General features: G+C 60.6%; 9 protein-coding genes and 1 CRISPR repeat array. Of the genes, 2 read left to right on the top strand and 7 right to left on the bottom strand.

Annotated elements, in window-relative coordinates; genetic code table 11:
- From SYN60AY4M2_RS12360 to ylqF, 7 genes are all read right to left on the bottom strand, one after another.
- Positions 1-626: cofactor assembly of complex C subunit B (locus tag SYN60AY4M2_RS12360; protein ID WP_099813049.1), on the bottom strand; the 626-nt coding region annotated here is incomplete at its 3' end.
- A 57-nt stretch (positions 627-683) separates the two neighbouring features.
- A complete protein-coding gene (locus SYN60AY4M2_RS12355; RefSeq protein WP_011430760.1) occupies positions 684-1,208 on the bottom strand; it encodes a thermonuclease family protein in 525 nt (174 codons plus the stop codon).
- Between the two features lie 143 nt (positions 1,209-1,351).
- A complete protein-coding gene (locus tag SYN60AY4M2_RS12350; RefSeq protein ID WP_011430761.1) occupies positions 1,352-2,506 on the bottom strand; it encodes a homocysteine biosynthesis protein in 1,155 nt (384 codons plus the stop codon).
- 134 nt (positions 2,507-2,640) lie between these two features.
- Positions 2,641-3,435, bottom strand: a complete 795-nt coding sequence (cpdA, locus tag SYN60AY4M2_RS12345) for a 3',5'-cyclic-AMP phosphodiesterase (RefSeq protein WP_041438436.1) — start codon at positions 3,433-3,435, stop codon at positions 2,641-2,643.
- Between the two features lie 217 nt (positions 3,436-3,652).
- A complete protein-coding gene (gene psbP, locus SYN60AY4M2_RS12340) occupies positions 3,653-4,237 on the bottom strand; it encodes a photosystem II reaction center PsbP (protein WP_071813523.1) in 585 nt (194 codons plus the stop codon).
- A gap of 94 nt (positions 4,238-4,331) precedes the next feature.
- Positions 4,332-6,614 carry a bifunctional (p)ppGpp synthetase/guanosine-3',5'-bis(diphosphate) 3'-pyrophosphohydrolase gene (locus SYN60AY4M2_RS12335; RefSeq protein ID WP_099813048.1) on the bottom strand — a complete coding sequence of 761 codons (2,283 nt, stop codon included), beginning with the start codon at positions 6,612-6,614 and terminating at the stop codon, positions 4,332-4,334.
- A gap of 217 nt (positions 6,615-6,831) precedes the next feature.
- Complete coding sequence (gene ylqF / locus SYN60AY4M2_RS12330; RefSeq protein WP_099813047.1) at positions 6,832-7,701, bottom strand: ribosome biogenesis GTPase YlqF; 870 nt, start codon at positions 7,699-7,701, stop codon at positions 6,832-6,834.
- Positions 7,702-7,880: 179 nt separating this feature from the next.
- Here ylqF and SYN60AY4M2_RS12325 point away from each other — a divergent pair, with 179 nt between their 5' ends.
- Together SYN60AY4M2_RS12325 and SYN60AY4M2_RS12320 are read left to right on the top strand one after the other, a co-directional pair.
- Positions 7,881-8,366, top strand: a complete 486-nt coding sequence (locus tag SYN60AY4M2_RS12325) for a 2Fe-2S iron-sulfur cluster-binding protein (protein ID WP_099813046.1) — start codon at positions 7,881-7,883, stop codon at positions 8,364-8,366.
- 159 nt (positions 8,367-8,525) lie between these two features.
- Positions 8,526-9,947 carry an FGGY-family carbohydrate kinase gene (locus SYN60AY4M2_RS12320; protein ID WP_099813045.1) on the top strand — a complete coding sequence of 474 codons (1,422 nt, stop codon included), beginning with the start codon at positions 8,526-8,528 and terminating at the stop codon, positions 9,945-9,947.
- Positions 9,948-9,959: 12 nt separating this feature from the next.
- A CRISPR array of direct repeats spans positions 9,960-10,144; the repeat unit is 36 nt; unit sequence GTTTCCAATTTCTAGGGATCCCCCCGAAGGGGGAAC.
- Positions 10,145-10,157: the final 13 nt, after the last annotated feature.

The raw sequence follows: 10,157 nt of genomic DNA, 5'->3' as shown, positions 1-10,157 counted from the left end.
CAGGCCCGCTCCTGGCGGCTGAAGCTGCGCGGCCTGTCGCTGCCCAAAATGAGGCATCCCCTCTGGCCGATGGGCTGGCAGAGAACTGCCTGGGATCCGGGGGGCAACAGGCCGTCGAACTCGGCGCGGGCGGGGAAAAATCTCAGATCCCCCAGGTAGAGGGGCTGACGTGTCTCCAATACCTGCTGCAGGGTGCCCTGAAGCTGCAGGGAGGGCAAGTGGCCGGGGCTGGCCAGGATCCCCCGCTGCAGCAGGGTGCGCCCCTCCACCCAGATCACCACGGTGCGGGCGGCGGTGGTGCTGAGCAGGGTGTGGGAAGCCCAGGCCAGCTCCAGTTTTTCCCTCTCGGACAGATCCGGGTGCCAGTCGCAACCTGGACTTCCCTGCAGGGGGGCAGCCTGGGGAGGACGCGGCTGGATCTGCTGCCACAGCAGGCCGGTCAAGATCAAAACAGCGCTGAGGAGGATCCCCAAGGCGTCGGAGCGGGACTGGCTGGCCAGCAACTCCGGCGTAAACAGCAGGCGATTGGCCAGCACAAGGACGCTGCCCAGAAGGCCGGTCACCAAAGGCAGCCGCCTCAGCCAGCGATTGGGATCCCGGGAAGCCGGAGTGGATTTAACCCTCAAAGCAGGCAGACGTCTCTCAGAGTGCCCAGTAAACCCAGTCTAGAGCTATCCAAGGCGTCAGAGGCGGCTCCAGATGCCGAGGCGCTCTTGGCGGGCTCTTTTTTGCAGGCCACCGAAGTAGCTGTCGTATTTGATGTTGTGGCTGTAGGGAGCGATGCGGGCCAGGCCGTTGCGCACCAGCATAGCGTTCATCTGCTGGCCCTCCAGCCAGACGTAGGCCTCCACCAAGCCGGTGGCATCCACATTGCGCAGCAGCTTATCCCCTTCCAGCTTGACGGTGCGGTGCAGGATGCGCTCCCGCATCAGCTCAATTGCTTGCTGGTAAAAGGGATCCTCCTCCGGGCTAAGACCTTGGATCCCGGCCAGGCGGATGAGGCGCAATTTCTGTTCCCCTTCGACCTGCACCACCAGCGTGTCACCGTTGACCACGCTCACCACCACTGCATCCGGGTAGCGATCAAAGTAGTGGTTGTCGAAGTAGAAGGGGGTATCGGGCACGACCCGCCGCTCCCCAAAGCCGTGGCCGGGCAGGGCCAAGAGCCATCCCAACACCGCAGAGCCAACAGCAATACGCCGGAACATGTCTTTCCCCCTTGCGGATAGCGGCTCCCCTCCCCCAGGGAGCGTTTGTCGGCAACACCTAAGGCGTAATGGTAGCGGCAACTGCCTGGAAGACAACCCCTTGCCAGGGATCCGATGGCCGGTTTGGGAGATGGGGATTCCTACTATGGGTGGGGGTTCTGGGCGAGAAACTCCCGATCCAAGGATAGGGGAGCAACCGGCTGGGTGAGCGTAAACTGACCGCTTACAATCCATTGTTTGAGGATCTCAGCAACTTGCATCGAGCGGCGCAGGCTGGCCAGGGGAGCGGTGCGCACCTTGCGGCCGTTGAGGGTGATGTGGCCGGATTTGAGCTGGGCATAGCTCACCAGGCCAAAGGTGGGGCGCACCCGCCGGGGGATGGAAAAGTCGATCACCGGCGCCACCAGCTCCTCATCCCGGATGGCGATGGGCTCCAGATCGGCGGGGGAAAGGATGGGGATGGGGATCCCAACCCCCAACATCAAGCTGGGGCCGTAGTTGCGGAAGTAGCAGCCCCGCACCCATTCGGCTTGCATCTGTTTGGCGTCGCCAATGAGGGCCAAGGTGGCGGCAGGGCCGATGGGGGTTTGGTTGGGCAGCCGTTTTTGCCGCGGGAAGTGTTGGGTGCCTTCCCAGGCGATGTAGCCGATGCCGCCCCCCAGAAAGATGCGGCTGCCGATCCCCACCCGGCGCAGGAGGGGGTCGTTGAGGAGGGGGGAGAGCTCACCTGGATTGGAATAGACGGCATTGCCCAGGTGCGGCTCCAGCAGGCCCAAATAGGTGTACAGGGGCCGATCCCCGCCGTTGACGCCGACAATGAAGTTTTGGTAGGCGTTGCGGGGGTTGAACAGGTAGAACTGGTTGAGCTGATCCCGCGTCAGGGTGGTCTCGTAGTCAGCGCGGGGATAGCAGTCGGTTACCTGGCCAACAGCCCGCAGGTGCACCCGCTTGCCGGCCACCAGATCGGCGATAACGTGGCCGCCCCCGTAGGGGTGATCGGCTTGCTCGCTGGGCTGGGCTGCCCCTAGGTAAAGATCCACGGCGCCAAAGCCGGCATAGGCGGGCACCCCATTTAGCCAAGCCTGGCGAATCTTGATCGGCGGATCCGTATGGCCCAGGTTGAGGATGGCCCCCGACGACTCCATCGGCTCAAAGGTGCCCGTGGTTACCACATCCACCTGCTCAAAGGCCTCCTCAAGGCTGAGGGTGGCCAGCTTGGCCTTGGCTTCCAGGGCCGTCCACACCCGCACCTGGCCTTTGGCAATGCGCCGGTTAATTTCTTCTAGAGTTCTTTCCATCGCCTTCAAAAGATGGCAAGGGTCTGGGCAGATCTCCCTCCCAGAGGGGCCACAGCGCCAATCAATATCAATAGCTTAGAGAGCCCAAAGGCGCTCGAGGGGGGAGGGTTGCCGTCGGCTGAGAGGGGGATCTTTCAGTACCCTTTCAGAGCTAGGTTGGGCATTTGCAGGGCGGCTTCCACCCGTTGCACCTGGGTTTTGAAGCTGCCATCCTGCTCCAGCCATATCTGCCTCAGGGCCGGGGGGATCACGTCCAGGCTAAACCGAGAGCTTTTGGGGCGAAATTGCACACAGGTGGAGGGACAGGCAAAGTAATCGACCCCCTGCCGGCGGCGGTGCAGGTCTTGGTGGATGTGGCCGAAGATCACCAGGCGAATGTGGTCGAACTCGTCCAAAACCTGAAACAGCCGCTCCGGCTGCTGCAGGGCACTCTGATCCAGCCAGTCGGAATCCACCGAGAAGGGGGGGTGATGCAGGGCCAAGAGAACATGGTTCTGGGCAGCCTGGCTGCGCTGCAGCTCCTGGCGGAGCCACAGCAAGGCGCCATCCGTTAGGTAGCCGCTGTCTTTGCCCGGCACCAGAGAGTTCAACAAAATAAAGCTCCAGTTCTCTCGGCTGAAGCTTTTCTCCCGGTGTACTCGCTCGGCGCAGAGCTCTGAGTTCATGTTATGAAGGCGATCGTGGTTTCCCGCCAGCCAATAGGTGTCGATGGGAAGAGCTCGCAGATGCTCCCGCAAACGGGCATAGGCGGCGGCGCTGCCATCCTGGGCGAGATCCCCGGTGAGCAGCAGCAGATCGGGCAAGGGATCCAAGGCGGCAATGGCCTTTTGCACCTGCAGGAAAGAGGTCTCCGTGTCCACCCCCAACAGCCGCTGGTGCGGCTTGGCAAACAGATGCAGGTCGCTGATCTGAACCACGTATACGGTCATAGACCAGACTGAAGGGGGATAGAAGCCCATCTCTGCAGATTTAAAACATTACCGTTTTAGCAGCAGATGTCTCGCCTGGGATCTGAAGAGCCAAATCGATCTCAATTGGTACAACCTTTATATGGATTGGGCATTGATGCAATTTCTGCAATCAGGCCTGCCTTGGCTGAGGCTTCCTAGAGCAGCTAAGATTCTCAAAAAATCTTGGAGAAAAGTCTTAAGAGACATTCAAAGAATGGCCCACATTCCTGAAGGCAGCCTGCACCTGCGGCCAGCGGGATTCTTGGGTGGAGGCAGTCAGAGTATAGAGGCGATGGTGGCGCACGGTTACCGTCACTACCTCGTGGCGGAGCTGGGATCCGATATCGGTTTGGTACTCAAACAGGTAGTAGGGCCGGCCTTGCCGCTCAAAAGCTTCGGCGGCCAACAGCTTGGTCGAGCGACCAGAGCCTTCCGGGGCGATGATCTTCTCCGCCACCAATTGCCCCACCTCGTCCGGGCCACCCAGATCGGCAATCGTCTCTCCCTTATCAAAGGGGGCAATCATCAGGCTGACGTTCTCCGTCTCGTAGACCAAGTCGCGCAGAAGCACCGCTGGCCCTTTCCCTGGCCCCAAGTTCACTGCCACCATGCCGTTGGGATAGGCAAAGGCAAAGGCTCCGCCAGGATCCCTGTAGGCGCGCAAGTTAGAGCCTGCGGAGCAGGCACCGGTGAGCAAGCTGAGGCAAACACAGAGCAGTAACAACACCCCAGAGAGCCGCTGTCCGAATCGGGCAAGATGCCCACCTTGTGCTGCTGACATGCCGGGATCCTCCGCTCAGATTGGTTACCCATCTCAATCATCCTAATATGGGCGCCTCCTCTCGAACCAGCGAAAAAAAGACCCTAGAAGTTCTTCAGCGGGATCCGTTCTGGTAGTGGCGGGAGCGCAACACCAGCACATCCGAGAGCTGGCGCAATTGACTCTGAACTTGGTCGAGCTGTTTTTTGTCCCGCACATCAATACAGAGATCGATCAGAGCCGTACGGTTGGCAAAGGTCTGCACCCTGGCATTGCGCACATTAATGCTCTGATCCGAAAGACGGGAAAGGATGTCCCGCAGCACGCCAACGCGGTCAATGACCTCCAGGCGCAGTTCCACAGGGTAGATCTGGGTGCTCTGCCGTAATTGCTCCTCGTTCCAGCGCACCGGCACCAGCCGCTCGCCCGGAACCTGAGCCACCCGCGGACAATCGCGATGATGAATGGTGATACCCTTGAAGCGGGTAACCACGCCCAGGATGGGATCCCCTGGCAGCGGGTTGCAACATTTGGCCAACTGGTGTTTCAGACCCTCCACCCCCAGGATGGGAGATTGGGATCGGCTGGAACCTCGGCTCCCATCGGCCCGCGGCAGCAGCAGCTTGGCTTCCTCAAGGGATCCCTCCTCTGGCGGGGGAGAGACTGCCGGCTTGCTCACCTCCTGCAGCCGATGGAGCACCTGCGTGGGGGTGACCTCTCCATAGCCCAGCGCCGCCAGCAGGTCGTCCACGCTGGTGTAGTTGAGCTTCTCGGCCACCTTTTGCATCCGCTCCGACTTGAGCAGCGCATCGAACCCCGTTTTGCCCAGCTCCCGCTCCAGCAAGTCCCGGCCCCGGGCGATGTTTTGCTCGCGATTGCAGCGCTTAAACCATTGGCGAATGCGGTTGCGGGCCGAGCTGGTGGCTACAAAATTGATCCAGTCCAGGCTGGGGTGGGCGTTCTTGTGGGTGATGATTTGGACAATGTCGCCATTGCGCAGGCGGGTATTCAAGGGCACGATCTTGTTGTTCACCCGCGCCCCGGCACAGTGATCCCCAATTTCAGAGTGAATGCGATAGGCAAAGTCCACCGGGCAGGATCCCTGGGGCAGGGCCAGCAAGTCTCCTTTGGGCGTAAAGACGTAAACCTCGCTCTCAAATAGGTTCTCGCGAATGGTGTCCAGGTATTCTTTGTCGTCCTTGAGGTCGTTTTGCCACTCCAACAGTTGCCGCAGCCAGGTAAAGCGCTCTTCCTCGGGCTTTACGGGGGTGCTGCCGGCTTCTTTGTACTTCCAGTGGGCGGCAATGCCGTATTCGGCCACGCGGTGCATCTCTTCGGTGCGGATCTGCACCTCCACCGGTCGGCCCTGTAGGCCGATCACAGCCGTATGCAAAGATTGGTAGCGGTTGGCCTTGGGCAAGCCAATGTAGTCTTTGAAACGACCCGGAATGGGGCGAAAACAGTTGTGAACGACCGCCAGCACCCGGTAGCATTCGCTCACGGTTTGCACGATAACCCGCACGGCCAGGAGATCGTAGATCTCGTGAAATTCTTTGCGCTGCTGCTGCATCTTGCGGTAGATGCCGTACAGGTGCTTGGGCCGCCCGCTAATCTCAAAGTGCTCTAGCCCCCCTTGAATGAGGTGCTTCCGCAGCTCTTCAATAAACGCTTGGATCTCTGCCTCTCGCTCGCTACGCTTGGCGTTGACCAGCTCTTGAATCTGGCGATAGGCTTCGTAGTCCAGGTACTTAAAGGCCAAGTCTTCCAGTTCCCACTTGAAATGCCAGATCCCCAGCCGGTTGGCCAAGGGGGCGAAGATCTCCATAGTTTCGGCTGCAATCTGTTTTTGCTTGTGGGGGGGCAGATATTGCAGCGTGCGCATGTTGTGCAAGCGATCCGCCAACTTGACCACAATGACCCGGATATCCTTGGCCATGGCCACAAACATGCGGCGGAAGTTTTCTGCTTGCTGCTCCGTTTTGCTGGAGAAATTAAACTGAGAAAGCTTGGTTACCCCCTCCACCAGCAGGCGAACCTCAGGGCCAAATTCGGCCTCTAGGGCCTCCAGGGTAACTTCCGTATCTTCGACAACATCGTGCAGAAGGCCAGCAGCTACGGTAACGGCGTCACCCCCCAACTCCCGCAACAGGCTGGCCACGGCCACCGGATGGGCGATGTAGGGATCCCCTGATTTCCGCTTTTGGCCCTTGTGCAAACAGTAGGCAAACTCGAAGGCCCGGCGCAGCAAATCTGCCTCTTCCGCCGTGTAGGATCGCAGCCCATCGCCGAGATCTTCAGCGCCTGAAAGCAAAGCCCGCAGCCATCCCGGCACCTCAAAATCCAGGCTATTTAGGTCAAAGCCTCCTTCTAAGCTGGTGGCAACAGCAGGCTGACCCATGGGAGTCCGCAAAAAGGATGGTTTAACTGCTACCTCTAGTATCGATCACTGGAGTTCCTTACAGCTTATCCTTGATTCAAGCCGCCTGCAGGCAGGTTGAAGAAAAAAGCTGCGCAATAAACCTGCCCCTAAGTGCAGGGAAAAGCTTAACGCTCTGCGCCTATCCTATCCCTCACTTTGCAGCATTCCGGAGCAAGATATACCAAAATCTAGTGGACTAGCCTCTTGCTGGAGGGCTAGCAGCTAGGGGGAGTTGCAAAGCTAGAGGCCCTAGCCATCCCTTGCGATAGTCGTTGAGAATTTGCCTTGCCGCTCGTTCGGCATCCCCTCGATACCGCCGCTCTGCGAGATCTTGCACTGCCACGCTGCCAGGGGGGATCGGGTCGGGCCAGCCGTAGCGCTGTTGCAGCAGGGCTTGGGCCTGGGGCTGCACCTGCAGCAGTTGATCCACGAAGTAGGCGGCCACCTGCTCAGGATCGTAGGCTGCGGCGCCGATGTCATCACAGATGGCCAGCAGGGAGGCTGCCTGTTGATCCGGCAGCGAAGGCGGGAGGATGCCCGGCGAGTCCAGCAAGTCCAACTCCCCTCCCAGCCGTACCCACTGCAGTTGCCGGGTTACCCCAGGGCGCGCGGCGCTCTCGACGGCTCGCCGTCCCAAAAGTCGATTCAACAAGGCAGACTTGCCCACATTGGGAAAGCCCACCACCACGGCCCGGACAGCCCGCGGCCGCATGCCCCGCCGTTGCCGCCGCTCGTTTACCGCTTGCCCCATCTGTAAGATGGCTTGCTTGAGGCGGGGCACCCCTTCTCCCGATTGGCCGTTGGTGGGATAGACCGGGATCCCTTGCTGCGAAAAATGCTCCTGCCACGCTTTGAGATCCCTTGCCGCAATGGAATCGGCTCGGTTAAGCGCCAAGAGGCGAGGTTTTTCCCCCAGCCACTTGTCCAGCTCAGGGTGACGGCTGGCCAGCGGGATCCGCGCGTCCACCACTTCAATTGCCACGTCCACCAGCCGCAATTGTTCCCGCAACTGGCCAATGGCCTTGGCCACATGGCCGGGATACCACTGGATGGGCGGAGAGCTCATGCCGCCAAAACCTTGGAAAAGCTCGACGGCTACCCAAACAAGGACAGGATCTACTTTAGCCTGCCCAGCCCGCTCCTTCCCAATCCCAGAGCGAGTAAAAAATAATACAGTATAGGTGTGACTAGGATCCCTTGCCAGGACAAGCTAACGTTAAGGGATGTAACAACGAAGGAGAGACAATGGTCAAGCGGGTGCGGTTGGATCCCATTGCTCAGGTGTCGGAAGTGGCCACCAACAGCAACTTGCTCTCGGTGCTGTTGCGGGAAGAGCTGAATGTCTTGAAAGAGTGCGGCGGGCGCGGCCTCTGCGCCACCTGTCATGTGTATGTAAAAGAGGGGATGGAATCGCTCTCGGCCATGACCCCCCGGGAGCAGCGCACCTTGGAGGTGATCACCACTCGTAAGACCAATTCCCGCCTAGCTTGTCAAGCGCGGGTTCTGGGGGAAGGGGTGGTGGTGGAGTTGCCGGTGGGGATGTACATCAACGCTTTTAAGGATATCGAGGTGTTGATTGGGCGGCGGGCGGAGCAGCCCCTTTTGCACCCAGTAACTGGCGCCGTTTTGGTGCAAGCGGGCAAGCTGATTACGCGCTCGGTGCTGGAGTCGGTGAAGAATTTGGATCTGGATATCCAAGAGGCCTTGGCCCTCAGCAGCCGAGATTTTTAGCCATTTGAGGGAAGCTCTTCGCGCTAGTTCAGCTAGAAACCGCAGCAGCCCCGCACCGTACCCCCCTCAATCCCCCCGCCCCCCTGCGCCCCGTATACGGGGGGTTGGGGGGAAGGGGGGCGGTCGGAGCCGGGTAGTTTACTCTGCTAGCAAGTCCTTATGAACCCTGTGTTTCTTGGGATCGACCTGGGTACTTCGGGGATGCGGGTGGTGGCCCTCTCGGAGGCAGGCGAGATAGTGGGCAAAAGCGAGCGCTCCTGGGATCCACCGGAAACCAACCCGGGCCGCTGGCTGCGCACCCTGAAGACGCTGCTGGCACACCTGAAGACCCAACTGGGGGATCGCTACGCCATCGTTGCCCTCAGTGCCTGTAGCACCTCTGGCACGGTTTTGCCGGTAGACGGGCGGGGCATGCCGCTGGATCAGGCCTGGCTGTATTCCGACCTGCGGGGACAGGCCCAGGCCCGGCGCTTGGGGATCCCGGCCAGTTGGGGGCTCAGCCGCTGGCTGTGGTGGGCAGAAGCCCATCCTGATCAATACCGGGACAGCTACCTGGCCCACCCGGCGGACTTTCTCCTGAGCCAACTGGGAGGCCGCCGGCGGGTAACCGATCACACCCATGCCCTAAAAAGCGGCTTCGACCTGGAAACCTACACGTGGCCGCGGGAGTGGCTGTCTCGCCATGGCCTCGACCCCAAGCGCTTTCCTGAGGTGGTGGCGCCAGGAACGGTTCTGGGAACGGTGCGGGCGGAGTGGGAGCTGGGGCCAGAGGTGCTGATTGCTGCCGGGATCACCGATGGCTGCGCCGGACAGTTGGCCGCAGGGGCTACTCGCTTGGGGCAGGTTGCCACCAGCCTGGGCACAACCCTCATCTTCAAGGCCAACAGTGCTGTTCGCGTGAGCGGGACGGAGTCCTATCCCGTGCAAACGCAAAGCCTCTACTCCCATCTGCACCCCGACCGAACCAGTTGGTGGCCAGGAGCAGCCTCCTTCTGCGGCGGCGGGGTCTTGCCCCACTTCTTCCCCGGCGGCAACTTTGCTGCCCTGGATCGGCAGGCGGAAGCCCATCTGCCCACGGGCTTGGTCAGCTATCCCCTCTGCCGACCCGGCGAGCGTTTTCCCATCCTGGATAGTGAATTTGCCGGCTTCTTGCCCCAGGCGGAAGTGGGATCCCCTCGCTTCTATGCAGCTCTCTTGGAAGGGGTGGCAATGGTGGAGCGGCTGGGGCTGGAGACCTTGGCCGCCCACGGGATCCCCATAGAGGGAACGCTGTTGACCACCGGCGGCGGCTGCAAAAGCCCTCTGTGGCTGCGCCTGCGCGCCAGCCTCCTTGCCCGCCCCTTAGCAGTGGTCAAGCACCCCGAGGCCGCCGTAGGGGCAGCTGTCCTGGCCGCCTCGGCCTATTGGTGCTGCTCGGTGCAGCAGGCTGCCGATCGGCTGGTGCAGGTGGAACGCCTCATCCAGCCCGATCCCGAGTGGGTCAAGGCCTATACCGAGATCTACTCGGAGTTCCTTAGCCGCCTTCCTAATTTCTGGAGATTCCCTGAAGGGAGAGCCACTAACCCGCTACTCACTGGGTAGCAGGTTTTCTTTTGTTTCCAATTTCTAGGGATCCCCCCGAAGGGGGAACTATGCGAATCAAGCTGTTGGGCCCGTGGCGTTTCTACAAGTTTCCAATTTCTAGGGATCCCCCCGAAGGGGGAACGCGATCTGAAGAGTAAGCTGGAGGAGGCTCTGCCGGTGTTTCCAATTTCTAGGGATCCCCCCGAAGGGGGAACATGGGCTTCGCGT

This window comes from Synechococcus sp. 60AY4M2, from assembly GCF_002760375.1.
Lineage (GTDB): Bacteria > Cyanobacteriota > Cyanobacteriia > Thermostichales > Thermostichaceae > Thermostichus.
This window is presented reverse-complemented; position numbering and strand designations above follow the sequence as displayed.